Genomic DNA, 25585 nt, shown 5'->3' with positions numbered 1-25585 from the left:
CGGTTTAACCCCTTCCAGCGTGTCTGACTACACAAGTTCCCTTTCATTGTAACAGTTCAATTTCAATATAAAATATCGCCAATTGCGTAACATGTACTGTTTGATGACCTCGAACCGCAGAAAGAAATCAAAAAACCCGCCGTCTCTCCAAACGGAGTAGTCAGCGGGCTTGGCTTCATAAATACTTATCTAACGATCAAAGTTTATAAAGAGTAGTATTGAATTAATTAGAATTAGTTCTGCATTACGAAATCTTCATGTACGGCATTCTCTTCGTCGAACATGCGCACAATCTCGTATCGGGTGTTACGTTGTGCCGGGATATAACCGGACTCCCGAATCAAACGGAGAATGGATTCAATGTTAACTTTATATGTTGCACCAGCAGCAGATACAACGTTCTCTTCAATCATCGTGCTACCGAAGTCATTACAGCCAAATTCAAGCGACTTCTTACCGATCTCAGGACCCATCGTTACCCAAGAGGATTGAATGTTCTTGATATTATCAAGTACTAGGCGGCTGATGGCTACAGTCTTCAAGTACTCTTCTGGAGTCTGACGCTCCAGCTTGAGGTTTGTATTATCCGGCTGGAAAGTCCAAGGAATAAACGCCAGGAAACCTTCGGAGTCATACTTGTTCGCAATACATTCGTCCTGAGCTTCACGTACACGGAGCAAGTGTAATGCACGCTCTTCCATCGATTCACCAAGTCCGATAACCATCGTTGCCGTGGTGTTCATACCGATGCGGTGTGCAGTTTGCATAACGTCCATCCAATCGCGCCATGAGCCTTTCAAGCGGCTAATTTTCCGACGTGTGCGGTCATCCAGAATTTCGGCACCGCCACCAGGCAAGGAATCCAGTCCAGCTTCGTGAATGGCACGAACAACTTCTTCCAATGTAAGGCCATCGGATACTTCAACCATTTTCATAATCTCCGCTGGGGAGAAAGAGTGCATCGTGATGTTTGGGAAACGCTCTTTGATGGCTTTCAACAGGTCTGTATAATAGCTGAAAGGCAAGTTTGGATTCGTTCCACCTTGCATCAAAATCTCGGTACCATTCACATCTTCTGTTTCCTGAATCTTCTGGAAAATAACTTCGTCTGGAAGCACATAACCTTCATCCGAACCAGGTCTGCGGTAGAAAGCACAAAAACGGCAGTACACATCACACACGTTTGTGTAGTTGACGTTACGCCCAATTACAAATGTTCTGTATGGTTCAGGGTGCATGCGTTTCACAATGACATTAGCAGCTGCCCCGATTTTGTCCACTTCATTGGATTCAAATAGCTGAATCGTGTCTTCCAAGTCCAAACGTTCGCCCCGAAGGGCTTTATCTAAGATACGGTCTACCGTACTCATCGTAAAAAAGCCTCCCTCATGAAGAGAAATTATATAACGATCCGTCCCAACTTGTTCAAGAGAAGCAAGTTCTGGTGGCAACATCGTATTTCTGTACTCCACATATCGTAACACAGGTTACATGTGAAAAAAAGCACCTTATGTACAGGTGCTTTAAAAATAAGTAAAAATTTTTACATATGGAAAAGAATTAGTTCGAGATTAAGTGATACGCATCGGCGTATTCGGGCATCCACTTTTGTTAGGATTCCTGAAGTGCTTGTTCCAAATCTACAATGAGATCTTCGATATCTTCCAGACCTACGGAGAAGCGCAGCAACCCATCTGTAATGCCACGGTCACGGCGAACCTCAGCCGGCATTGCCGCATGAGACATCATCGCTGGGTAGGACAGAATACTCTCCACAGCTCCCAAGCTTACAGCAACAATAGGTAGCTTCACCCGGTTAAGAACTGCTTTTGCACGATCACCTGAACCGACGTCAAAAGAAACGACAGCTCCATATCCTGTGGACTGGCGCTCATGTGCCTCACGGCCCGGATGATCCTCCAGTCCAGGGTAAAAGACAGCAGTAATATCACTGCGCTCATTAAGCCATGCCGCCAGTTTGGCTGTGCTCCGTTCACTATGAGCCATGCGAGCACCCAAGGTTTTCATCCCGCGCATCAGAAGCCAGGATTCTTGTGCCCCCAGTACAGTTCCAAGTCCATTTTGCAACTGTTTCAGTTGTACGCCAAGTGATTCCGTGCGAGCAACCGCTAACCCTGCCAGTACATCACTGTGACCTCCGAGAAACTTCGTAGCACTATGTACGACGATGTCCACACCAAGCTCAATTGGACGCTGATAGTACGGTGTCATAAAGGTGTTATCCAGAATTGTGATCAGGTCATGTTCCTTCGACCAGTCAGTTACGGCAGCGATATCCGTAATTCGCAGTGTAGGGTTGGACGGTGTTTCCATATAAACTGCCTTAGTGTTTGGCTTGAGTGCCGCTTTTACTTCATCTATATTGGTCATGTCTACAAAGGTTGTCTCGATCTGCATACGGCTTAATATGGAAGTAAGCAAACGATACGTACCTCCATATACGTCTTCCGTTACAATCATGTGATCCCCTGCAGAGAACATCATGAACACGCTTGAGATCGCAGCCATCCCCGAAGAATAGGCAAAGCCTCGTGCGCCGCCCTCCAGCAATGTGATGTAATCTTCCAGAGCCTGACGTGTCGGATTACCCGAACGACTGTAATCATGTTGAGGCGGATTGAAGATATCAAAATGATGGAATGTTGATGCTTGGTAGATCGGTACACTGGAGGCTCCAGTCGTTTTGTCAATCTCATCGCCAAAATGGAGCAATTTGGTATCAAATTTCAACTCGGAATTGGGCTTGTTGTTGGACTCACTCATGAGTGCACGCCTCCTTCCACTTCCTGTTGTGCAGCTGTCAGAGCATTGCCGAGATCTGCAATCAGATCATCCGCATGTTCAATGCCTACGGAGAACCGGAGCAAACGGTCATCCACACCTACGGCTTCACGAATTTCAAGCGGAATATCCGCATGAGTCTGTACTGCCGGATAAGTCATGAGTGATTCAACTCCGCCGAGACTTTCGGCAAAAGCAATGAGTTGGATATGACGTAGCAACGGTTCAACATAACGTGCATCCTTCACTTTGAAAGAGAAGATACCTGTGTTACCCGTGGATTGTTTGTTCTGTATCTCATACCCCGGATGATCAGATAGACCTGGATGATACACTTCAACCACCGCTGGGTGCTCAAGCAAGTATTTAGCAATAGTAAGTGCATTGTGCTCATGACGCTCCATGCGAAGAGCCAGCGTTTTCATACCTTTCATCAACTGGTAGGAGTCACTTGGAGATAATACCGCTCCAATGGAATTATGCAGGAACGCCATCTCAGCAGATAACGCCTCACCTTTGGTAATAATTAGTCCGGCGAGCACATCATTATGTCCGCCCAGATATTTGGTAGCGCTATGAATGATGATATCGGCACCCAGTTCAATCGGACGTTGGAAAAATGGAGTCAACAACGTGTTGTCAACAATGGTCAACAGGTTGTAACTTTTCGCCCAGGAAGCAACGGCTTCCACATCGGTGATCATCATCAGTGGGTTGGTTGGTGTCTCAATAAATACAGCTTTTGTATTCGGTTGACGAACCTTCTCCAGTGCTGCCAGGTCATTCGTGTCCACATAACTTGCAGTTACGCCGAAACGGGACAGAATACGTTCCAGCAGACGATAGGTTCCACCATACAGATCCAGCGATACAATCAGATGATCCCCTTGACCAAACATGGCGAAGATCGTTTGCAGCGCGGCCATTCCCGAGCTACAGGCAAACCCTGCATCACCGGACTCCAGCGCTGCGGCGGCTTCTTCCAATACTTTACGGGTTGGATTAGTCGTACGAATATAATCAAACCCCGTGCTTTGTCCAAGCTTCGGGTGGCGAAACGCAGTGGATTGATAGATCGGAAAGTTAATGGCGCCTGTTACCGGTTCATTAATGGACCCAATTTGTGCTAAGCGGCTTTCGATTTTCAACTTGTTGTTGTCTTCCATTGCTGCATCCTCCTGTAATCTCGATTAGATTTGCGGGCCAATATCGTAAGGTGTTTCTTGATACACATAGTAATTGAGCCAGTTAGAGAATAATAAGTTGGCATGAGCGCGCCAAGTAGCTGGTGGCACACGAGAAGGGTCGTCATTCGGATAATAATGCCTAGGCAATGCGATATCCAAACCTTTGGCTGCATCCCGGTCATACTCCCACTTTAATGAGAACGGGTCATACTCGGCATGTCCTGTGGCAAAAATCTGTTTGCCGTCTTTGGTAGCAACCAGGAAGATCCCCGCTTCCTCAGATTCAGCCAAAATCTCTAAATTCTCATTCTTTTCAATATCTTCGCGTCTCACTTCCGTATGACGGGAATGTGGAACGTTGAATACTTCATCGAATCCACGCAACAATGGAACATGTGGTTTATTGATGGTATGTGGGAAAACGCCAAAACACTTTTCATCAAGTGCAACCTTGGGTACGTCAAAATGATGGTATAAACCTGCCTGGGAAGCCCAACATATGTGGAGGGTTGAAGTCACATTGGTTTTAGTCCATTCGAAGATCTCCTGGATTTCATTCCAATAGTTCACGTCTTCGAAATCCATCTGTTCCACCGGGGCACCCGTAATAATCATTCCATCGAAACGGCGGTGCTCAATCTCATCGAAGGTTTTATAGAACAGATCCAAATACTCCTGAGACGTATTCTTCGACGTATGGGATTTGGGATGTACGAGAACGACATCCACCTGAATAGGCGTGTTTCCCACCAGACGAAGCAATTGTGTTTCGGTCGTTTCCTTTGTGGGCATCAGGTTTAATATAGCGATACGGAGTGGACGAATATCCTGCTGATATGCAGAAGTTTCATCCATGACGAAGATATTCTCTCCTTCAAGTACTTCTTTTGCTGGTAGAGTATCGGGTATTTTGATTGGCATAGTAAGTCTAACTCCTCCTTGTGCATAGATAGATGCAGCCACCCTTGGCTTGATGTCTTCACATCAATACAGTTATAGACTGCCTTGAGCTTGTAAAAACATTGAATTGCTCTTTCATCCAACGTTACAAACAACCTCAAGTTCCTTAGCGAAAATCACTGCTGAGAAGTCGGGGCATATGACAAAGACCTTCCTCGGATTTCGAGAAAGGTCATATGTAAAATAGATATGCGCCTCTCTCATCTCTCAGTTACAACAGTGCCACCTGACACTTAGTCGCTGCAAGAATTAGCACCGTGCGGTATACCGCCGGTTGCCGGGTTTCATCGGGCCAGTCCCTCCACCTACTCTTGATAAGATTTCGCTGTATTAGATTGTAATTAAATCTGGTTCACCGTCTACTTTATTACATTAATGCCCTCACGTCAAGTTGCAGTTCGATGTCTGCTTCCCAGATCGGAACCGTTCATCATCCGTTGTCATACACTGCCTCAGGGCGCGAAATAGACACATTTTTGCGCTTGAAAGCACCTTGTACCAGCGGTATACTAAACAAGGTGTTATAAACCCTTATGTGAGAGGTGACATATTAAATGGATGGCGACCCGAGGCCTGACTGGCAGCCGAATTCCGACAAACTGCATAAAGAATTAACATCAGCATGCCGGCAGCGGGACGTGACTTCCGTTTGATTATATAGTGAACGCAGCCCTGATCTCCAGGCTCCGCTGCCGACCGGCTGATTTGTTCTTTTTGCGCCCATAATGATAATATCCGCCAAGTTGGCGGGTGCAGAAGGAGTAGATTAACGATGAAAATCCGGTTGGTAAACAACGGTGTATTTATTCCGGTGGACGACATTCAGCAGGCGCTGACTCCACCAGCGGAAGGATTTTACTGGATTGATGCAGACATAGACGATTTGGCGGTACTTCAGCCGCTGTTCTTGATGCATGATCTGGCTGTGGAAGACTGTCTTAGTGACGAAGAACAACGTCCGAAGATTGAAATTTATGAGAACCATTATTTTATTGTGATTAATAGCATCCGTTTTGATGATGAAGAGATATTTCTACGTGCGGTCAACTTATTCCTCGGCAGACATTTCATTATTAGTGTTACCAAGCACAAGGTCAGCGAATTGCGCACACTGAAACCCATCCTGTGGGAACAGGAAATCAGTACACCGGATCGTCTGCTGTATTTGCTGGTTGACTTGATTGTTGATAATTATTTCACCGTAGGTGACCGAATTGAAGCACGGATCGAGAAGCTTGAGGAAGACATTCTGATGCACACCAAAAAGTCACATCTGAATGAAATTATCGGGCTACGCAGTGAGATTCTGTGGCTGAAAAAAGTCCTTGGACCTCAGAAAGAGGTCATTAACACCTTGAATAAAAAAGATCTGCGTCTCATCGATGATCAACTGCAAAAGTATTTCAGTGACATCTATGAGAATGCTGTAAAAATATCTGAAACCTTTGAGACTTATCGCGACCTGATGGGCAACTTGCGAGAAGCCTACCAATCCAGTATTGCGAACCGGGCGAATGAGATCATGCGTGTATTTACCGCCATTACCACGGTCTTCATGCCGCTGACGGTCATTACCGGTATATACGGCATGAACTTTACGAACATGCCAGAGCTTAACTGGAAATACAGCTATTTTGTTGTGATTGGCCTAATGGTTACCCTGGGCCTGAGCATGTTCTTCATTTTCCGCAAGAAAGACTGGGTATGAACTCGTATGAAATAACAAAGACGAAGCGCTCCTCCGGGAGAAACGCCTCGTCTTTTTTCATTTCTGATTATTAACCAACATTCTTCTCTGTCTCTGCGTGCCGACGGAAGCGGATTCGAATCATGCGCAGTCTTTCATAGACCTGCTCCAGACTTCCTCCATCGGGTTTCTCTCCTCCATACACCTTATGTAATACTGGCTTCAGGAACGTATCTCCCAGCTCCTCATACGCACTCCATACGGCCTCTTGTTCGTTCTCTGGCATCACTGCCAGCTCCACATCAAGAAGACAATCGGTGTCATAACCTTCGTGATCCAGTGCCTCTAACAGCTCAACCAACTCGCGTCGGGATAATCCAGATCGATTAACAATCTCCTCTAATGTATACCCTTCCTTCATGCCTTCAAGCACCTGCTTACGCGTGGTAAACTTATCAAGTTCCTGCTTGTACTTCTGCTCTCTTTGCTTGTATAACCAGCTCTCATACTCTTCTTCCTTCAGCGCCGTGTATACCCAGTCCAGCGGGAATGTCGTTGAACGCTCCAACCCGTTTGTAATCTCCATCCATTCCGCACCATACTCGGTTGCTTTGCTCTCCCCTACGCCCGGCAGTTGCATCAGTTCATCCAGCGATTGCGGAACAAAGGCACTGATCAAACGCAGCAGACGATTCGTTGCAATAAAATACGGTGCCTTCCGGTCAGACACAGCTCTCTTCCTGCGCCATGTGCACAGATCCGTATATAACTGCTCATTGCCGTATAACTCACTGTAACAATGGAGCCGCTGTCCACCATAACTGCGTGACTTCAGATCATCATTCTCGTGAAATAACCCCTGCAACTGCGGTCGGTACCCCTCACTCATCTGTATGGCAAGCTGATGACGGTAAATATGAAGCAGCTCCTCCCAAGAAGTCCCTTCATACCAGATGCTGTCCTCACGCTCTCCTTCCTCGTAGCGACTCCATCCCAGCTGCCAACTATCTTCCTCTTCCCCAATCCATAACTGTGCATACTCTGCATTCTGATCTGACATTCTGGACAATCTGTTCATGAAAATGACTTCCATTTTCGTTCCCTCCCTTTGAATATTCAGCTTATACGAGTTAGAGATACTACCTATAGGCAGCACAAAAAAAACACCCCTCCTGCAAAATCCATGCAAGAGAGGTGCTTCCTCATTAACCGTACTATGCTGTTTCCCATATCATACCACAATGGTAAAATTCGTCAATCCCTTAATGACCTACTTATTCAATGCCAACTTGGCAAGCGCCAGTGAACCACACAGACCCGCATTGTCACCAAGTCCTGGTGAAACAACATACTGGTCAATGTCGGATTGAAGTGCCGGATGCTGAACGTATCCAGCCAGCAACTCCTGCAGTTTGCTACGAACCATCGGGAACAGGTGCTCCTGCTTCATTACTCCGCCACCCATGACAATTTTCTGCGGAGAGAGAATCAGAACATAGTTCATCAGGGCGTGTGCCAGGTAATGTGCTTCGATCTCCCAAGCTTTATGATCTGCAGGCAGTTCATAAGCCGGTTGCTCCCAACGTTTGTTAATGGCCGGTCCTGCTGCAAGGCCTTCGAGGCAGTCACCATGATACGGACAGAAACCCTCGTATGTATCCTCCGGATGTCTGCGTACAATGATATGTCCCATCTCTGGATGTGACAATCCATGGACCATTTTACCGCCAACCACAGCACCTGCACCAATACCTGTACCCACAGTGATATACAGACAGCTCTCAAGACCTTGTGCAGCGCCCCAGGTTGCTTCTCCAAGTGCCGCACCATTCACATCCGTATCAAATGTCATCGGCACATCAAAATGCTCCTTGAGCTTGCCAATCACGTTATACTGTCCCCAATGTGGTTTAGGTGTTGTTGTGATATAGCCATATGTTGGGCTTCCTTCAATCGGATCAATCGGACCGAATGAACCTACACCCAGAGCTTCAATGCCTTTGCCTTCAAAAAATGAAATCACTTGAGCCATGGTCTCTTCCGGTGTTGTTGTTGGAAAACTTACGCGTTCCAGAACTTCTCCGTTTTCTGTGCCAATACCACATACAAATTTGGTTCCGCCTGCTTCAATTGCGCCTAAGATCGTCATGTTAGTCACACTCCCAAGTTAGTTTAAAAAGGAATTCGAATTGCTTTACTTGATGACACGATAATTACCCTGCTACTTGTTCTCCAGCTTTGACAATCGTTTCATTAACGTTTGCCTCCAGCTGTCTGACAGCGCAGGAATGGCCAGCAACGCCTGAATACCTTCGACATTTTCTTTCCCCTGATGCATGATTCGATTGGCTTCAAGAACCGTCATTGAGGCTGGATCGGTGCTGATCCGTCGAAATATCGATGAAGGCCTTACCTCACCTTCTTGCAGTACACGAAAGTAAAAGCCGGTATATCCACTCTCCTGAAAATAAACAGGCAGCTCCTTATAGTCATACCTCGCACCCAGCTTGAAGCAAGGTTGTCTGGGCTGACTGACCTGCACTGTGGCTTCGCCCAACTCGTACACATCACCAATCCGTACGTCTTCTTCGGCACAGCCTTCAACTGTCAGATTTTCTCCACAAGCTCCCCAATCCAGCTTGCGATCCATCAGTTGTTCCAGCGCCGGATAACGACTGTAATCGTATACACAAACGGCTTTGTCAGGGCCGCCATGATGCACCAGATCCGCCTGCGCGTCCCCTGTCATTCCAGTGAATGACAGGAAAACCGCGTCGGATACAGGATGTTTCACAATGCCGCTCAGCACTTCACGCTTCTGTCCAGGGAGCGGCTGCGGCAGTCCTACATTAATGGCCAGAACAGCTGTATTGCCCTCCCCTGGCTTTCGATCAGATGTGAGTGTCATTTGCGTCTACCTCCCATAATCACTTTCTTTTAACGCACAGAGCCGCCAAATACGAGTGTATTACTCAAGAGCCGGCCTGGTGAAGTCAGCATTTTGCCCCCGGCATACATACCTGAGGATGCACCACCATCCAGATTCATGGCCTGTTTGGCACCAAGCTTCTGCATCACCGCTGCCCACTCCTTGATTGTTGCTCCGGAAACGGTAGCCAGCATAACAGAACCATCCGCCATGATCGCGATACCACTTCTGGCTCCGGAAGCGTTAAGAATCTTGGCATCCTTGAAACCTTCGCTCGTCGGATTGACAGCTACCTTGCCGTCTTTCACCAGACGTGGCCCTGCTCCCACAGCAGTCACTACATCTTGCCAAGGAATCTCTTTGCCTGCTGCGTTCGTATACTTATAATTCATTTCTACGGTCGAACCAACGGTGAAACGATCCGAAGAAGACTTCTGGTTACCTGTGAAGACCAGTACCGAGCCATTCTTAGGAATCGCTACATTTGTATTAGGCACTTTTTTGGTCACGATACCTTTCTCCATAACAACCGCAGTGCCACCTTTGAACCCGACTGTGGCACCTCGTTCAGGCGTATACAGCATCGTAATGCTTGCGTTCGCTGAAGGTGTTCGATTAATAAAGGTCGCATACCAACTGCGTGATTTACCTTTTGTATCCGTTACTTTACCTGTCAAACTCACCTGAAGTGAATCCATGATCGCCGAGCCGTCTTCCTTAAATCCGATGGATGTTCCGTATCTTCCAATATGTATGACCTTACCATTTGCTATTAACATACCGTATGGATCTGGTGCTCCGTTATATGCTTCAAAAAATGCTCCGTTAATGGCTGCTTGCGCACCATAGGCTTTCACAATCGATGGCAATGTTGCCGTCTGACCAACTTGCTTCTTCGCGAGTCCCACGGTAACCGGTGTTCCCTTTGGAATCGAAACGGTCTGTACGGTAAAATTACGTCCTGCTGCTTTTACTTTCTGTACTTTGGTGCTAATTGCTGCTTTGGCATCCACTGTCTGTGGTGCACTTACTGCTCCCGAAAGAATTACGGGCAAGGCCAGGACGAGGGCCATAGCCCCTGTCCACCACTTTTTACCTGTTCGTACGTTCTGCATGTTGCTCACCCTATTGCCACTCCCATCCAAGAGCCAAGGCTCTTCATCTCAAGTTGTTCAAACTTGTCCATCACCATATCCGGATCAAGACGCAATTCACAGATATCCAGCGCACAGGCAACCGGAACAGCACAATGAATCTCTGCCAGTTTGCGGGACAGATGAAGCATGTCCAGATCATTCTCAATCTTGTTACGCACCGAAGGGGTCAGTTTATCCATGTTGCTCAGAATCCCTTCAATGGAGCCGTATTCCTGTACAAGCTTCAACGCTGTTTTCTCACCAATCCCCCGTACTCCGGGATAATTATCGCTGGCATCTCCCATCAGACCCTTCATGTCAATCACTTGACGAGGTGTCAGTTGTTTCTCTGCCATGAGCGTTTCAGGGTTGTACACCATGTAGTTGCCATGGCCTTTTTTCATAATAATGATACTTGTGCGGTCATTGATCAGTTGCAACATGTCGTGGTCACCCGTCAGTACCATAACATTCATATCGGTCTCTTCGGTATAATACTTCGCAAGCGTCCCGATGCAATCGTCGGCTTCGAATCCTTGTGCACCTATATTCGGAATACCCAGGCTATCCATGACTTCACGAATCAGAGCAAACTGGGGAATCAGGTCATCCGGAGCTTCAGCTCGGTTGCCTTTGTAAGCTGCATATTCTTCACCGCGGAACGTCTTACCGCCCATATCCCAACAACATACGACATGACTTGGCCCAAAAGTCTGAACCGCATCCCAGAAATAACGGATAAATCCGTAGACTGCGTTGGTAGGCAACCCTGCCTTTGTACGTCTGATATATCCGCTTGCAGATGTCGCATAAAAAGCACGGAACAACACCGCCATACCGTCTACCAGCAACAAAGTAGGTTCATTACGTTGATTCACTTGAATTTGTTCTCTCCTATCTAAATCTAGCATATAAAATATCGAAACTAATTCTATCATTATAGCATAGTTCCGCCAACCATCGTTCAGCCAAAAAAGCCCTGAATTTTGAACAATTCAAGGCTGATATTCAGCGCGTTTATGCGTTATTCCATTCCTGCTCGTACGTTTCTTCCTTGAATCCAACCGTCACCTTTTCTCCATCCGTAACGATCGGACGTTTGATCAGACGACCATTGGAAGCCAATAAACGAATCTGTTCATCAGCTGACATTCCCGGAAGTTTGTCCTTCAGTTGTTGTTCTTTGTACACTTCCCCACTCGTATTAAAGAACTTTTTCACTTCCAGTCCACTCTTTTGGATGAGTTCTGTTAGTTCAGATTCTGAAGGCGGTGAGTCAAAAATAGGGATTAACTCCAGCTCATGTCCTTGAGCTTCAAGCCATTTTACAGCTTTGCGGCATGTGCCGCATTTGGCATATTGATATACTTTTAAGTTACTCATGTATGTGTTCCTCCTCTGCTCCGGTTTCGACTTCTCGCTTCCCTTGGTTTGCTTCGCAAATCCAAAAGTCGCTCCAAATCGATACCATCGCCATGTAATTTTACTGACTTTTGCGAATGAGATCAAAACACATTCGCTATATTTTTTTGGGTCAAAATCTCACAACTTTTGTATCCTTAAAAGCTTTTGAAATTTGAATTCTTGAAATATTTAACATCAAATTGGTAAACATCAATACATTAAACCATAATGATTAGCCTACGGCATGTTGTTCGGGTGCATTAAGCATCCCTCACAAGGGTAAGACAAACAGCGTTGAACTCCAAACAGGACAGGCCGTGCAGGAAACTGCGATACGAGGTGCAGATCTAAGGGACTCGTCGCAGCTTCCTACAGTTCTTCTCTGGGAGCTGCCTCATCATTCAAACGTTGCTCCAGCGCGGCCATATCTGCTGGAAAAGGAGCTTGGAACGTTATGCGTTCCTTTAGAATTGGATGTTCAAACGTCAGCTCACAAGCGTGTAATGCCTGGCGTTCGATCCAGCTGTCCCGTTCTTCTCGAACAGCCATGGTCTGCTCATCGATCTCATGCACAGGTAGTGTCTTGTACATTCGATCACCTATCAACGGGCAGCCGATGGACGTCATATGTACCCTGATCTGATGGGTTCTGCCACTTTCCAGCTTGAGGCTTATCGCACTGGCGCTGCCCCCTGACCAACGTGTTACGGTCGTGTACAACGTTCTTGCAGCGTAGCCATCAGGTGTTACGATTCGGCGGTGTGGCTCTTCAGGATCGCGATCGATCGGGCCATCTACTGCCCCCTGTTCCGGGACAGGACTGCCGTGCACAAGTGCAATATATTTCTTGTCCACTGTTCCTGCAATCATCTGTTCAGAGACATGTTGATGGACATAAGGGTTCTTGGCTATGGCGAGAACACCTGACGTTTCCTGATCAAGGCGATGAATCGGTCTAAACCGAAAGCGCTCGCCCTTGGTTTTCCAGTAATGAACAACGCCATTTGCCAAAGTACCTGTATAATGTCCATGTGTCGGATGAACGATGATGCCCGCATCCTTGTTGACAATAAGCAAGTGCTCATCTTCATACAGAACGGTAAATGGAATAGGCTCGGGCAAAATATCATCCGATTCCTCTTGCTCCATCCGAACTTCAACGACATCACCCGCAGCTACCTTGACGCTAATGTACACGCGCTCTCCATTAAGCATGACACCTTGCTCCGTCAGCTTAATTTTGGACAAAAGCTTACGCGACACCAGCAGCCGCCGCTGAAGCACGGTCTTCAGCAGCCAGCCATCTTCTTGTTCGGTCACCGTGTAGACAATCGGCGAATAATACTGGCTCATTCTTTGCGGCGGAAGACTTTTTTGCTCCGCACATATTCAATATCGGCCACCTGTTGTCTCGCGTTGGCCGTCCGTGCAACCACGAAGAAATAATCAGACAGTCGGTTTAGATACCGTCGTACAGACGGATTAATATCTGTATGTTGTCCAAGTGTTACCGTGCGACGCTCTGCGCGACGACATACAGTACGGCACACATGAAGAGCAGAAGACAGCTGACTGCCACCAGGAATAATGAACCGTTCCACTTTTGGGTTCTCTGCATCATACTGGTCGATCCATTGTTCCAGACGTGTGACCATTTCATCTCTCACCTTATATTTGGTCTCACTAATCTTCACAAAGGCCAGATCCGACCCGCAATCAAACAGTTCCTGCTGAACTTCCAGCAGATGTTCACGCAGATCTTCAAATTCCCCTTGAGCAGAGTCAATAAGGCTGATCGCCTGGCCTACAAAACAGTTCAATTCATCAATCGTGCCATAAGCCTCAACTCGGTCATCATCCTTGATGACGCGTCCACCGATGACCGAAGTCTGTCCTTCGTCACCTGTTCGTGTATATATGCCCATCGTTATCCCTCCAATTGGTAATATAATAATGAATACGGGAATGCCATTTTTTCAGAAACCCGTCTATCGCTTTACACGTATATAAGAATTGGTGTGCTCTGCCGAGTATACGACAAATCAAAGGAAACCAAAAGTAAAGGAGACGATTATGGAAAACTGGATAACCGATTTCATGGAACAATACGGCTACATAGGCATTGCACTCATTATTGCTCTTGAGAACGTATTTCCCCCGATTCCATCCGAAATCATCTTGCCGTTTGGCGGATTCATGACCACCTATACCAGTCTCACTCTTCCAGGAGTTATTATCGCCGCAACTATTGGTTCTGTCTTTGGTGCTGTGATCCTGTATGGTATTGGTTTACTCATTGACGTCGAACGCCTTGAGAAAATTGTGGAACGCTGGGGACATGTTCTGCGCATCAAAAAAGAGGATATTCACCGTGTCGATGCATGGTTTGACAAATATGGCATGTGGACCGTATTATTCTGCCGAATGGTTCCCCTCGTTCGTAGTCTTATCTCCATTCCCGCAGGCATGTCCAATATGAAATTTGGTTTATTCCTTCTCTTTACAACCATTGGTACATTGATCTGGAATGTCATTCTTGTCTGCGTTGGTGCTGCGCTTGGCGCATCATGGGAGAGCATTTTGCACTTTATGGACGTCTATTCCATTGTAGTGTATGTCATTCTGGCCATCATTGTCATCGGATGTATCATCTGGTGGATCAGACGTAGCAAAAAGCAGAAATAAAAAGGATAGCTTAATAAATAAAGCCTCCTCGCCACCAATTCGTGGTTAAGGAGGCTTCTTTATGTCACCCGTTTATGTCATCTCGCTATCGTTCATCTTCATTTCGCATGCCCTGACTCTTAAGATCGATAGCCAGACCAGATACCAGCAAGTACATCTTTTCAGCATGTATCTGCAGCATCCGATTAACCGAAGCCATTCTCGCTGTAAATATTCGTTCTTCCTCGGTAGGATGCAATGTGCCATGCATTTCATTGGTAATCACAAGCAACTTCCCCTGATAAGACAATAATGCATCAAGCAAAAGCTGTGTCTCTGAACGCTGATGATCCAGATCCTCTGTTGCCCTGAAACCGGCAGCCATCCAGGAGGTCAGACTGTCTACAATTACAATTCGCTGATCCGCCAAAAACAGATTGGATTCCCGATTAATCTGGGTGATCACCTCTGTCAGATGCTGACCGTTCCCGGCATGAATGGCACGATAATGAGCGGATGGCAATTCGGGAATAACGGGATCATGATCACCGGTGGATAAATATACACCCTCCCGGCTAATCCCGGCTGCGTACTTAAGGGCAAACCGGGTTTTACCACTACCTATGCCGCCTGTGACCGTAATCAGCAATCCGCTTCCCTCCTTCCATAGCCATTCTGAATTTTCTTTACTCTGTCAGCGCCTTCAGCACTTTTTTGGATTCTTCGACATTGGAAGATGACACTGGAATGGTGGCGAACAAATTGCTCGCAGCATATTCTACATCTTTAAACATTTTCATATCTTCGAGTGGAATGCCGTAAAGATGTGATTCTTGCTTGAGATCTGAACCTCCATCTCCTTCACCCTTCTCTACCAATACTCCACCCTCAAATACACCCCGTTCAAACTTCTTGGGATCAAAAGTATCATCCAGCGGAACATTGGAGCCATTACTTCCGTATTGTTTCATGTCGGATTCAGGCAATATGAAAATATCATGTCCTCCAGCCGCATATTCTACCATAATTTTCTGAACATCATACATCGCACTGGTGATCACTTCTACCTTGGGTTCCTCGCCCAGTTTCTGTTGCAGATTGGCCTGTAACTGCTCTGAGATTACAGATGGATTTCCTTGGTTATCAATGATGAAAATCGAAAAACCATCTTTACCTCCACAACCAGCAAGCAGAAAAACGATAGAAATGATTGCAGTAAGCCCCCAAAATCTCTTCATTCCAGTTCCCCCTTTAGTCTCCTATGTCCAATATATCACAATTGTTCCACGCAAAAAAATAACCTGGCTTATCGGGGGATCACCCTGCCTTTACACACAAAAAAAGAAGACCTTCTCAGGTCTCCCTTTCTTTACTTTCTAATTCGATTAATGAAACGTTTCAATCCAGCATAAACGTTATTTTGCTTTAATCGGGTTAGCCTTCATATATTCATTAATCTTTAAATCCAGCAAACTGCTGATTTCAATTACAATATCGGATGTGAATGATTTCTCTTCGAGGAAGATCTGTTCCATCTTGCGACGAAGCATATGAATTTCATCTTCCAAGGAAATGTCATGCAAAGATGCGTTATCGGGTTTCACCGACCATCGGTCGCCATGATCGCCTTCTGCCAGATAGTGCCCACGATTCGTCGGTAAATCATATTCAACACAAAACAAAGCTAACCCCTCCTTGGAAAAATGGTTTCCAAATTTATGAAAACTTATTTCAAATTGAAATTATATCACATTATTTTGTAAAAGAAAGTTATTTTTTTCAATGATAAAAATGTCACATTTGTAAAAAGATTCTACTTTAGTATTAACCCTCTTTTTGCAGTTTGTAAACAAAGTTTCCGATTCGTTCCAAAGCTTCATTTAATTGGGTTACAGAAGTAGCATAAGAACAACGCAAGAAGCCTTCACCCTGAGGGCCAAAAACATTGCCCGGAACAGCAGCCACTTTATTCTCCGTTAACAATCGCTCAGCAAACAGGTCTGAACTCATACCCGTCTTTTGAATGCTCGGGAATGCATAGAATGCTCCCTGAGGTTCATGACAATCAAGTCCAATATCCCTGAATCCCTGCACAATTAAACGTCTACGCTGATTATACGATTCTACCATTCGATCTTTCTCACCCAAACCATTTGTCAACGCCTCAAGTGCAGCAACCTGACCCATGGCCGGCGCACACATTACCGTATACTGATGGATTTTGAGCATGGCTGCAATAAGCTCAGGATGACCACACATGTAACCGATCCGCCAACCTGTCATTGCAAAAGCCTTCGAAAATCCGCTTACGAGAATGGTCCGCTCCTTCATGTCAGGGATAGCTGCAAAGCTAACATGTTTTTGCGTATACGTCAATTCAGCGTAAATTTCATCCGCGATCACAATCAGATCATGCTTTTTAATCACTTCAGCAATAGGCAGCCACTCTTCATACGTCATGATGGCTCCAGTGGGATTACTCGGATAACACAGAATAACCACTTTCGACTTCGGTGTGATACCAGCTTCAAGTGCTTCGGCCGTTAACTTGAACTGATCTTTCGCGTAGGTTTCAACACCAACTGGTATACCGCCACCGATAGAAGCGATTGGTGAATACGCCACGTACGAAGGTTCAGGAATGAGAATCTCGTCGCCAGGTACAATTAATGCGCGCAAAGCCAAGTCAATCGCTTCACTGCCACCCACGGTAACAATAATCTCATCCTTGGGATCGTATTTGGTATCAAACTGAGTATCCAGATATTCACTGATGGCTTCTCTCAACTTCGGCATACCTGCGTTGGATGTGTAGCTGGTCATACCTCTTTCCAGCGAGTATACACAAGCTTCACGCATATGCCAAGGGGTAACAAAATCAGGTTCACCCACACCCAATGTGATAATATCCTTGTTGTCTCCAACCAGATCAAAAAATTTACGAATTCCGGATGGAGGTATCTGCTGCACGAGGGGTGCCAGATAAGATGTCATTTTCTTGTTGTTCCCGGTTGTCTGTTCATTCACTATCATGACACATCTTCCTTTACGGCGAGATCATGAGACGGTTGTCTTCCTGATGGTCTTCAAAGATAATCCCGTCCTGCTTATATTTTTTGAGAATAAAATTCGTTTTGGTTGAAAGTACAGAGTCTATCGGAGACAGTTTCTCCGACACAAAATTAGCGACTTCACGCAGGTTGCCACCTTCTACTTCAACGAGCAGATCGTATGCACCGGACATGAGATATACGGACTTTACTTGCGGATAGAGATAAATACGTTCGGCAATCCCTTCAAAACCACGACCACGCTCCGGCGTGATCTGCACTTCAATCAGGGCCGTTACTTTTTCATCATCTATTTTGCTCCAGTTCACGACGGTTGCGTATTTCACGATGACGTGGTCTTGTTCTAGCTGTGCCACGGCGTTCTTGATCTTGTCTTCCGACTCCCCCAGCAGCGTCGACAGCAGTGCGGGAGTCCTTCTCGCGTCTTCCTTCAGCAGATCCAGAACTTTTAATTGCAGATCGTTCAAATCTTTCATGGTTTTCCCTCCAGCGTCATCCAGGTTCCTGAAAATGAATTAATACTTATATTACATGAATTTGACGTTGATGCATAGACAAAAGACCGCCTGCCCTGAATTCAGGCAAGCGGTGGTATGGTCCTGTAACGTTAGGTGCTTCAAACCTCTTTTGCAAAGGTTACATGTAATAAGGGTTACCGTAATTCGGTTGATGCTGAGACACATTAGGAGCTTGGCTATATGAACTGTTCTGCGTATTCTTTTCCTGAATGAATTGCTGACACTTTTGTTGGGTCTGGTGGGCGGACTGAATTTGCTTGTCCACGTCCTGACGAAGTGCCTTGGACGAGACAGAATACATGTTGTTTTGCTGCATCAGATTGAACAGTTCCCCTTGTAATCTTAGGGTATCGTTCGTCAGGTCTGTGAACATTCGACGTGTCATGGGGCAGGAAGCTTCCGTTGTCGCAGTCGTATATTCGCGCGAGGTTCGTCTTAAATCTGCAAGAATCGACTTCAGCAGATCCTGCTCCTGCATAAAAGCGCCATTAGTTGATAAAGATTGAGAATACATGCGTTTTCCTCCTATACAGTTAGAGTTGTCTTCAATTACTGACTTGCGCCGGTGCAAGAGACTGATGTTGCTGCAGTGCATTGACAAGCGTGTTCAGATGTTGTTCATGTGAGCGAACATAGTGATTCAGAGCTTGTTGAATTTGTGGATTATGTGTGATGGAAGCTGTGGCTGCACACTGCTTAATCAGCAGTTCTTCATTGGTGATAGAGTCCGCAATGTAGTTCAATTCCTTGGGACTCAGCGCTTGCATAGTATGATTCTGCATGTTTCGATGGCCTCCTCGGCATAAAGTTTATGCGCAATTATTGTTAACCCGGTCACACAAAAGTATACAAATTTAAATTATAAAGGAGATGTTTCTAATGGATCTGGTCTATGGCACACCTTTCTGGCCCTCCACTTTCAATTCAACATTTAATTATTCTGCTCTGCAAGAAGACATCTCTTGTGACTGCCTCATCATTGGTGGGGGCATGGGGGGCGCATTGACATCTAAACTACTCACGGAACAGGGTGTTAACACTGTTGTGATTGATAAGCGAGACATTGCCAACGGCAGCAGTTCTGCCAATACAGGTCTTTTACAATACACCAATGACAAGACACTAACCTCATGTATCCACACTTTTGGTGAAGCAAAAGGCGTACGTTTTTATGAGCTTTGTCGTGAAGCCATGAAACAACTTGCTCAAATTGCAGACAGCCTGGATACAGACCCTTGGTTTATCCCACGAACAAGTCTTTGTTTTGCGAGCAGTGAAGATGATGTGGCCCTATTGGAGGAAGAATATCAGACCTTGAAGCGTTATGGTTTTGAAGCTGAACTGTGGGATGCCAACAAAATAAGCCAGCATTTCCCCTTCAGCAAACCCGCTGCACTGTACACCATGGGAGATGCGGAAGTGAACCCCTATCGTTTTGTTCATGCCTTGTTTGAATCCGCCAATAAGCGTGGCGCTCGAATCTATGGTCAGACGGAGATGATACACTGTGAATACGATGAAGATGGTGTAGTCTGCCACACTGCCAACGGTAAAATCCGTGCCAAGAAAGTCATATTTGCTGCCGGTTACGAGACACAGGACATCAAAAAGGATCGCGGAGCCTATCTGAAAACGACCTACGCGATTGCTACCAAACCGTTGTCTGATCTTAGTGAATGGTTTGAACACAGCATGATTTGGGAGACAGCTCGCCCATATTTGTATATGCGAACAACACCGGACGGAAGAATCATCGCAGGCGGTTTGGATGAAGAAACACCTCGAGAAGATCAACGTGAAATACGTTCAAAACACCGGGGAGATACACTCCTGGAAGAGGTCCGTTCCTATTTCCCTTTAGATGATCTTGAAGTCGATTATGCCTGGGGCGCTGTGTTTGGTAATACGAATGATGGCCTCCCCCTGATCGGTACACATCCCGATTATCCGCATTCATATTTTGTAGAAGGATATGGAGGTAACGGAACCGTATACAGCATGATTGCTGCTTCCTTAATTGTGGATGCTATTACTGGCAAACAAAACCCTGATATGGATCTGTTCTCTCTCACACGTACAAGTAAACCATCTCCTGTATAACCAACAACTGAATCAATACAACTACAAATAGGGTACAGCACACGGAAAGTTCTCTTTTCCCGCCGCTGTACCCTGTTTATATATTGGGAAGCCTGCTAAGCCGAGGGCTCTTGCCCTTCCGTTCGGTTCAATAACTTGCGCATAAAGATCCATCCAATTAGCGGAGAAGCACCGAGGACAATAATAAGCCAGGTTAACATGCGTAGAGACGGAGCATTTAAGACTGTCACAATAAATATGGTCAACCCACATAGTCTGCCAAGCATCAGGCATAACTCTCTCAAAACGACAAGTTCAACCCTTTTCTCCACATTTTCGCCACTTGTGCCCATCATGTCGAATCCCGCTGATATCATCGGTAATACATATAACGGCATCGCAACAGCACTCCCAATCCCCATGATTAACAGCGTACCATAGGTCACTTTCCAGAGAAGAGGAAGAAGCACAACGAGCAGAATGAGGGCTCCAATGAACATGCCTTTTGATCTATACTGTGGTTTAAACCATTTCCCGGCTGCCCAATAACTTACTAGTGCCACAGCAGAAGTGATGAGTGAGAACTGCCCCAATTTGTACTCCTGTGCGGTAGCCAAATATACAAGCAGTGCAATCAGGAAGGCAAAGACACCTTCACGTGCACCCTGAGCGAACAAACCCAAGCCTAAGGTCCTCCAGGGACTATCCCGCTTGGATAGCTGTATCCAAGGTTCCGACCAGCGGTATGTACCGCTCACCTTTCTTTTTTTCAGAAAAAAACTAAAAACTACTGCTATGACATAAATAACGAGTGATACCGTGAAGATGAGCCGATATCCTGTGTTGTCTGTCATGCGAGTAATAATCAGACCGGAGAACCATGGACCTATAATTCCTGTCATCGAACCAAGTAACCCGACCCAGCCATTGAATAAATCCCTGTTTGCCCGATCCGTTATTTCAAAATACACAACATTAAATGCAATCCAGAATAGCCCCAAGGAACAACCCAGTAGCATACCCAGAGGCCATATCCAGTCTACAGCTTTGGAACCAGCCCAGAGGACTATCATATAAAATATGCCAGACAGCGCAGTACCTAGTCGTAGTGCACTCATTTTATTGTGTTCCTTGACCCATTTGCCAGCAAGCCAGAATGTCAGTCCAATGGCCAGTTGCTGGCTGAGAGTGAACCACCCCAACATGGCATAATCCGGACGGCTTTTCCACAGAAACACATTCAAAAAGGTTCCCGACAACGCTCCGGCTAACGCAAACAATCCATTCACGCCCAAAAGCAGAATGGATTGTCGGCCTAAAGTAATCTTCATCTGCTCCTCCTTCATCCACCTGAAGTGAACTATGTACAGGTAGGTCTTAGGGTTAACGTGCCCCAAGCAAGAGGAAAACATGATGAATCTTCAGGATTGCTATGAAATTGGTTAGAATCTCCGAAATGTTTATTCCTGCGTACTCAGGTTCTTGATCAGACGCAGACGATCTTCCTCAGACAGACTGTATTGAACTTGGAAACATCCAGAGCATACATAGGTCAATACTTTAAACGGTGATGCCAATAGTGACCCTTCGCCTGAAGCTGCGTTAGCAACTGGTGTGAAGTTATCCTGCGTTGCAGCTTGTGTACCTGCGAGAATCATGAATTCCCGGCAATTCGGGCACTCTGGTACTTCTTCCTGATGATCAAGTTGCTTCTGTACACCTTGTTCATACTGAATGAGATCATTACCTTCATCCGCGTATTTGGTTAACGTTCGCAACTCCGGCAATTTGAGTTCGACTTCATCCCCCCACAGATCTGAAAGATCCGTAGTCTGTTTCTCGTTCGTTACATCGTCTACATCATAGATGTCGTCCTCAGCTTCATCGTTCTCTTCATCATCGATGTTAATGTTGAGTGTACGGTATCCTTTTAACTCATTGTGACAATAAGGACACTCTTCTTCAGGACCGAGTTCCTCATCCCATACAATCTCCGTCTGACACCAAGGGCATACTGTTGTTTCCATATTGATCAACCTTTCTCTTTCATATAATCATGTATTCATTACATAGATGACACCGATGGCAAAAAACACGATCGATGCCGCAAACAGAATCCGTATCAATATCTTCATGACTGGTCCCCCTAGATAATGCTCGCGCCAATAACAAACGACAGCGAGACTGAAATAATCATGGATATCAATCCGACAGCTCGGTTATCCGATTCGATCTCCTTGTCAATGGAGAACACGGGTGTCAGGAATTCGAACAAAAAGTAGGCAATGAGCAGAAGGATAAACCCTACGAATGACCATGTCATGGCTTCATATACCGAAGATTTCGCTTGTATGCAGAACCGCAATACGTTGCAGATCCCGAAGATCTTACCTCCTGTAGCCATCGCAACGGCCACATTGCCCTTCTTGATCTCCGTCCAGCATTTATACTTGGTCACCAGTTCGAAGCAAGCCAGAAATACGAGCAGCTCCATAATCGCTACCGAGAAAAAACCGAGTACCATCCCCAAGGGATGAGACAGCAATTGGTCAATGCTTTCTATCACGCACCGTTCCCCTCTCCCATCTGCGACCTTCATGAATAAGGTCACAGAATATCATTGATTCATGGACCGGCTATTCCAATTCTGCGACGGTCACACCGTTCCCGCCTTCTCCGTAATTGCCCAGCCGGTAGCTTTTAATATGTTTATGCTTACGCAGGTAATCCTGAATACCGGAACGTAAAATTCCTGTACCTTTACCGTGAATAATATAAACTTGGCCCAGGTTGGCAAGGAAAGCTTCATCAATGAACCGGTCTGTCTCCATCAGGGCTTCTTCCAGGTTGGTACCACGCAGATCCAATTCACTTTTTACATTATCATCACGTGTGCGCTTCATACCCGTTACCGGTTTTTGCTTTGGTTTGGCTGCGGGAGCCGATTGCTGCAGTTCCAAGTCATCCAGGGATACTTTCATTTTCATAATCCCCAGTTGTACCATAGCGTCTTTGCTACCCGCCATCTCTACAACATGGCCTTTTTGATTCAAACTGTAGACAAGCACTTCATCACCAGGACCGATAGCACGAGTCTTCGGCGCTGTTGCCGTCTTCTTGACCGTTTTTCTGCGTTTCTCCGGTTCAGCCTCGTCCAGCTGTTTGCGGGCAGCAATGAGTTTGTGCTCCTTCACAGAAGCACCTTCTTCCATAGCCAACAGGCGAAGATCTGCTATAATCTTCTCCGCTTCCGCGCGAGCCTTGTCCACAATGCTACGTGCATCTTCTTCTGCTTTTTCAATCCGGCGATCACGCTGTTGTTCCAGCTTCTCCAGTTCGGTCTGATGACGACTGCGTAATTTCTCCATATCCTGGCGCAAGCTCTCTGCCTTCTCACGCTCTTGTTCGGCCGTAAGACGGTTCTCTTCAAGAGAAGCAATCATGTGCTCAATCCGTTGATCCTCTTCCTTCACTTCGCCACGGGCGTAGTCGAGAATGTAACCCGGCAGTCCCAGTCGCTCTGCAATGGCAAATGCATTACTTCGTCCAGGTACACCCACCAGAAGGCGATAGGTTGGACTCAGTGTGTTGATGTCAAATTCCATGCTGGCATTAATGACACCTTTACGCTCATATGCGTATGCTTTCAGTTCACTGTAGTGAGTGGTTGCAACCATGCGACATCCCGTCCGGTGCATATGCTCAAGCATGGAGATTGCCAGTGCGGAACCTTCAGCCGGATCTGTCCCTGCGCCAAGTTCATCGAGTAATACCAAACTTTTTGGTGTCATGTTTTTCAGAATGCGAATGATGTTGGTCATATGACTGGAGAAAGTACTCAGATTCTGCTCGATACTCTGCTCGTCCCCAATGTCTGCATAGATCGCATCAAATACACATAACTGACTGCCATCCTCAGCCGGAACAAATAAACCGGACATGGCCATCAGACTCAGCAATCCAATTGTTTTGAGCGTTACCGTTTTACCACCCGTATTGGGACCTGTCACGATAATGGATGTATAATCATTGCCCAACTCTATGTCAATTGGTACCACGTTTTCAATTGGAATCAGTGGATGACGGCCTTTCTTGAGCTTCAGGAACCCGCGGTCATTCATGCGAGGCAATGTTGCTTTCAGTTCACGAGCCAGACGTGCTTTGGCAAAGATAAAATCAAGTGATCCCAGCAAGTCGACATCATACAACAGCCACTCTCCCTGCTCACTGACAAGTGCCGTCAATTTCTGCAAAATAATTTCTATTTCGCGTTCTTCCCGAATCCGGGTTTCGCGTAATTTGTTGTTCATTGCAACAATGGATTCCGGCTCAATGAACAATGTCGCACCCGAACCGGATTGATCGTGTACAATCCCGCCAAAGTACGAACGATATTCAGCTTTCACCGGGATCACAAAACGGTCTCCTCTGATGGTGATGAGCTGATCCTGAAGCATCTTGGATACGGTAGAGGATCGAATCATGGAATCCAGTTTTTCGCGAATCCGCGCTTCTCCGCCTCGCAGCTCACGACGAATCTGCGCCAACGTTACGCTTGCACTGTCGGCAACCTCTGCATTATCGTCAATACAGATTTTGATGGCATCCTCAAGCGTTTTTTGCTCTGACAGTTGATCACTGATATAGAACAATGATTCGATGGGCTCATCTTCATGCAAAGTACCAATCTGACGTTTCAATCGCCGCGCTGCAAAGGTTGTATTGGATATTCCCAAAAGTTCGTGAGGGTTAAGTGTGCCTCCAATTTCAGCACGTTTGATGGAAACCGTAATATCTACAATTCCCCCAAACGACGGTGAGCCTTTCAAGCGATCAAATGTGAAGGCTTCATCGGTTTGCTGCAGCAACCGCTTCACTTCTTCAAGTTCACTGCTTGGTTCAAGTTGCTCCGCTTTCTTTTTTCCCATGGTCGTCTGGGCAAAGCTAAGCAATGTATTTAAAATTTTGCGATATTCCAGTGTGTGTAAAATTTTCGTGTCCAAGTGTACAACTCCTTCCAAACTATATCTGTATTATAACGAAAGAAACTTTCTTACGCTATTTAACGAATCCTTCCACACATAACTTCAACCATAACACCACAAACTACAGGTGTCAGGATTGTGCAACCTCTCCATCCCCCTTGGA

General features: G+C 46.1%; 26 protein-coding genes and 1 riboswitch. Of the genes, 3 read left to right on the top strand and 23 right to left on the bottom strand.

The features are described 5' to 3' along the window. Positions 1 to 233: 233 nt before the first annotated feature. The 4 genes from mqnC to metA form a co-directional block, all read right to left on the bottom strand. Positions 234 to 1370, bottom strand: a complete 1137-nt coding sequence (gene mqnC, locus MHI48_RS09165) for a cyclic dehypoxanthinyl futalosine synthase (RefSeq protein WP_036670972.1) — start codon at positions 1368 to 1370, stop codon at positions 234 to 236. 241 nt (positions 1371 to 1611) lie between these two features. Next, complete coding sequence (locus MHI48_RS09160) at positions 1612 to 2784, bottom strand: PLP-dependent aspartate aminotransferase family protein (protein ID WP_036669808.1); 1173 nt, start codon at positions 2782 to 2784, stop codon at positions 1612 to 1614. After that, positions 2781 to 3968, bottom strand: coding sequence for a PLP-dependent transferase (locus MHI48_RS09155; RefSeq protein ID WP_036669806.1), 1188 nt, complete (start codon positions 3966 to 3968; stop codon positions 2781 to 2783). The genes MHI48_RS09160 and MHI48_RS09155 overlap by 4 nt, the downstream gene beginning before the upstream one ends. Before the next feature lie 24 nt (positions 3969 to 3992). Continuing rightward, on the bottom strand, positions 3993 to 4910 hold the full coding sequence (metA, locus tag MHI48_RS09150; protein WP_036610071.1) for a homoserine O-succinyltransferase: 918 nt from the start codon (positions 4908 to 4910) through the stop codon (positions 3993 to 3995). A 236-nt stretch (positions 4911 to 5146) separates the two neighbouring features. Continuing rightward, a riboswitch (SAM riboswitch) is annotated at positions 5147 to 5270 on the bottom strand. Positions 5271 to 5721: 451 nt separating this feature from the next. On the opposite strand from metA, the gene corA reads away from it, so the two are divergent. Continuing rightward, positions 5722 to 6657, top strand: coding sequence for a magnesium/cobalt transporter CorA (gene corA, locus MHI48_RS09145; RefSeq protein ID WP_036669804.1), 936 nt, complete (start codon positions 5722 to 5724; stop codon positions 6655 to 6657). Positions 6658 to 6727: 70 nt separating this feature from the next. Here the strand turns inward: corA and MHI48_RS09140 are convergent, their stop codons facing one another. The 8 genes from MHI48_RS09140 to MHI48_RS09105 form a co-directional block, all read right to left on the bottom strand. After that, a complete protein-coding gene (locus MHI48_RS09140; RefSeq protein ID WP_036669802.1) occupies positions 6728 to 7729 on the bottom strand; it encodes an HRDC domain-containing protein in 1002 nt (333 codons plus the stop codon). 177 nt (positions 7730 to 7906) lie between these two features. After that, positions 7907 to 8785 carry an ROK family protein gene (locus MHI48_RS09135; protein ID WP_047842269.1) on the bottom strand — a complete coding sequence of 293 codons (879 nt, stop codon included), beginning with the start codon at positions 8783 to 8785 and terminating at the stop codon, positions 7907 to 7909. A 72-nt stretch (positions 8786 to 8857) separates the two neighbouring features. Next, a complete protein-coding gene (locus MHI48_RS09130) occupies positions 8858 to 9544 on the bottom strand; it encodes an MOSC domain-containing protein (RefSeq protein WP_051449669.1) in 687 nt (228 codons plus the stop codon). A gap of 29 nt (positions 9545 to 9573) precedes the next feature. Beyond that, positions 9574 to 10680, bottom strand: coding sequence for a phosphodiester glycosidase family protein (locus MHI48_RS09125; protein WP_152417041.1), 1107 nt, complete (start codon positions 10678 to 10680; stop codon positions 9574 to 9576). A 5-nt stretch (positions 10681 to 10685) separates the two neighbouring features. After that, positions 10686 to 11579, bottom strand: coding sequence for a 5'-3' exonuclease H3TH domain-containing protein (locus MHI48_RS09120; protein ID WP_017689620.1), 894 nt, complete (start codon positions 11577 to 11579; stop codon positions 10686 to 10688). A gap of 139 nt (positions 11580 to 11718) precedes the next feature. Then, complete coding sequence (locus MHI48_RS09115; RefSeq protein WP_017689621.1) at positions 11719 to 12084, bottom strand: arsenate reductase family protein; 366 nt, start codon at positions 12082 to 12084, stop codon at positions 11719 to 11721. Positions 12085 to 12474: 390 nt separating this feature from the next. Next, positions 12475 to 13458 (bottom strand): RluA family pseudouridine synthase, encoded by a 984-nt coding sequence (locus tag MHI48_RS09110; protein ID WP_036669800.1) that lies wholly within the window; start codon positions 13456 to 13458, stop codon positions 12475 to 12477. Continuing rightward, positions 13455 to 14030 (bottom strand): cob(I)yrinic acid a,c-diamide adenosyltransferase, encoded by a 576-nt coding sequence (locus MHI48_RS09105; RefSeq protein ID WP_036610088.1) that lies wholly within the window; start codon positions 14028 to 14030, stop codon positions 13455 to 13457. Before MHI48_RS09105 ends, MHI48_RS09110 begins: the two co-directional genes overlap by 4 nt. Before the next feature lie 148 nt (positions 14031 to 14178). Here MHI48_RS09105 and MHI48_RS09100 point away from each other — a divergent pair, with 148 nt between their 5' ends. Further along, the gene (locus tag MHI48_RS09100) at positions 14179 to 14790 is read left to right on the top strand and encodes a DedA family protein (protein WP_405143743.1); all 612 of its coding nucleotides are present in this window, start codon (positions 14179 to 14181) and stop codon (positions 14788 to 14790) included. Positions 14791 to 14875: 85 nt separating this feature from the next. On the opposite strand, the gene MHI48_RS09095 is transcribed toward MHI48_RS09100, so the two are convergent. The 7 genes from MHI48_RS09095 to MHI48_RS09065 all read right to left on the bottom strand — a co-directional run bounded on the left by MHI48_RS09095 (position 14876) and on the right by MHI48_RS09065 (position 19140). Further along, complete coding sequence (locus tag MHI48_RS09095) at positions 14876 to 15418, bottom strand: bifunctional adenosylcobinamide kinase/adenosylcobinamide-phosphate guanylyltransferase (protein WP_017689625.1); 543 nt, start codon at positions 15416 to 15418, stop codon at positions 14876 to 14878. 37 nt (positions 15419 to 15455) lie between these two features. Beyond that, the gene (locus MHI48_RS09090) at positions 15456 to 16007 is read right to left on the bottom strand and encodes a hypothetical protein (protein WP_017689626.1); all 552 of its coding nucleotides are present in this window, start codon (positions 16005 to 16007) and stop codon (positions 15456 to 15458) included. A gap of 177 nt (positions 16008 to 16184) precedes the next feature. Beyond that, positions 16185 to 16406, bottom strand: a complete 222-nt coding sequence (locus tag MHI48_RS09085) for an aspartyl-phosphate phosphatase Spo0E family protein (protein ID WP_179198508.1) — start codon at positions 16404 to 16406, stop codon at positions 16185 to 16187. A 187-nt stretch (positions 16407 to 16593) separates the two neighbouring features. After that, entirely contained in the window at positions 16594 to 17802 is a 1209-nt protein-coding gene (locus MHI48_RS09080) for an aminotransferase class I/II-fold pyridoxal phosphate-dependent enzyme (protein WP_036610094.1), read from the bottom strand. Positions 17803 to 17815: 13 nt separating this feature from the next. Continuing rightward, on the bottom strand, positions 17816 to 18316 hold the full coding sequence (locus MHI48_RS09075) for an Lrp/AsnC family transcriptional regulator (protein ID WP_024628343.1): 501 nt from the start codon (positions 18314 to 18316) through the stop codon (positions 17816 to 17818). A gap of 160 nt (positions 18317 to 18476) precedes the next feature. Further along, positions 18477 to 18872 carry a spore coat protein gene (locus MHI48_RS09070; protein WP_036669796.1) on the bottom strand — a complete coding sequence of 132 codons (396 nt, stop codon included), beginning with the start codon at positions 18870 to 18872 and terminating at the stop codon, positions 18477 to 18479. Between the two features lie 31 nt (positions 18873 to 18903). Next, positions 18904 to 19140: a hypothetical protein gene (locus tag MHI48_RS09065; protein ID WP_036610100.1), complete on the bottom strand. Its 237-nt coding sequence runs from the start codon at positions 19138 to 19140 to the stop codon at positions 18904 to 18906. Between the two features lie 97 nt (positions 19141 to 19237). Between MHI48_RS09065 and MHI48_RS09060 the strand changes: the two genes are divergently transcribed. Further along, the gene (locus MHI48_RS09060) at positions 19238 to 20458 is read left to right on the top strand and encodes an FAD-binding oxidoreductase (RefSeq protein ID WP_036669794.1); all 1221 of its coding nucleotides are present in this window, start codon (positions 19238 to 19240) and stop codon (positions 20456 to 20458) included. A gap of 95 nt (positions 20459 to 20553) precedes the next feature. Here the strand turns inward: MHI48_RS09060 and MHI48_RS09055 are convergent, their stop codons facing one another. The 4 genes from MHI48_RS09055 to MHI48_RS09040 form a co-directional block, all read right to left on the bottom strand. Further along, a complete protein-coding gene (locus MHI48_RS09055; RefSeq protein ID WP_036669793.1) occupies positions 20554 to 21768 on the bottom strand; it encodes an MFS transporter in 1215 nt (404 codons plus the stop codon). Positions 21769 to 21897: 129 nt separating this feature from the next. Next, entirely contained in the window at positions 21898 to 22464 is a 567-nt protein-coding gene (locus MHI48_RS09050) for a hypothetical protein (protein ID WP_036669791.1), read from the bottom strand. Positions 22465 to 22583: 119 nt separating this feature from the next. Beyond that, the gene (locus tag MHI48_RS09045; protein ID WP_081745925.1) at positions 22584 to 23036 is read right to left on the bottom strand and encodes a DUF350 domain-containing protein; all 453 of its coding nucleotides are present in this window, start codon (positions 23034 to 23036) and stop codon (positions 22584 to 22586) included. A 37-nt stretch (positions 23037 to 23073) separates the two neighbouring features. Beyond that, on the bottom strand, positions 23074 to 25440 hold the full coding sequence (locus tag MHI48_RS09040) for an endonuclease MutS2 (protein WP_036669790.1): 2367 nt from the start codon (positions 25438 to 25440) through the stop codon (positions 23074 to 23076). Positions 25441 to 25585: the final 145 nt, after the last annotated feature.

This window comes from Paenibacillus sp. FSL H7-0942 (assembly GCF_045040715.1).
Lineage (GTDB): Bacteria > Bacillota > Bacilli > Paenibacillales > Paenibacillaceae > Paenibacillus > Paenibacillus amylolyticus.
The sequence above is the reverse complement of the archived record's forward strand: the minus strand, read 5'-3'. Positions and strand labels throughout refer to the sequence as shown.